Raw genomic sequence first — 318 nt, 5'->3', positions numbered from 1 at the left:
ATCCAGTATTCTGGTTTCTACCCTGGTGCTAACGCTGCGCCCAACCGGCCTTCTGCCGCTGGTCACAGACAGTCTTCCGATGCGCTTGCTGCCAACTGAAATCATGGCTGGTTCGCCAATTCGCAGTCGCGATATCAGTCTGGGTGATGACCCGGGTATTAATGGACAGCTGTGGGACGTCAACCGTATTGATGTCACCGCGCAGCAAGGAACGTGGGAACGCTGGACGGTGCGCGCGGACGAGCCGCAAGCGTTCCATATTGAAGGCGTGATGTTCCAGATCCGTAACGTGAATGGCGCGATGCCGTTCCCGGAAGA

Annotated in this window: 1 protein-coding gene; it reads left to right on the top strand. The window is 57.2% G+C overall.

The window, feature by feature from the left end; translation table 11 throughout:
- On the top strand, window positions 1-318 hold a 318-nt coding region (locus tag ACXIUA_RS02120; RefSeq protein ID WP_457975977.1), incomplete at both ends, for a multicopper oxidase domain-containing protein.

The organism is Corynebacterium sp. UMB8791 (genome assembly GCF_054166365.1).
The sequence above is the reverse complement of the archived record's forward strand: the minus strand, read 5'-3'. Positions and strand labels throughout refer to the sequence as shown.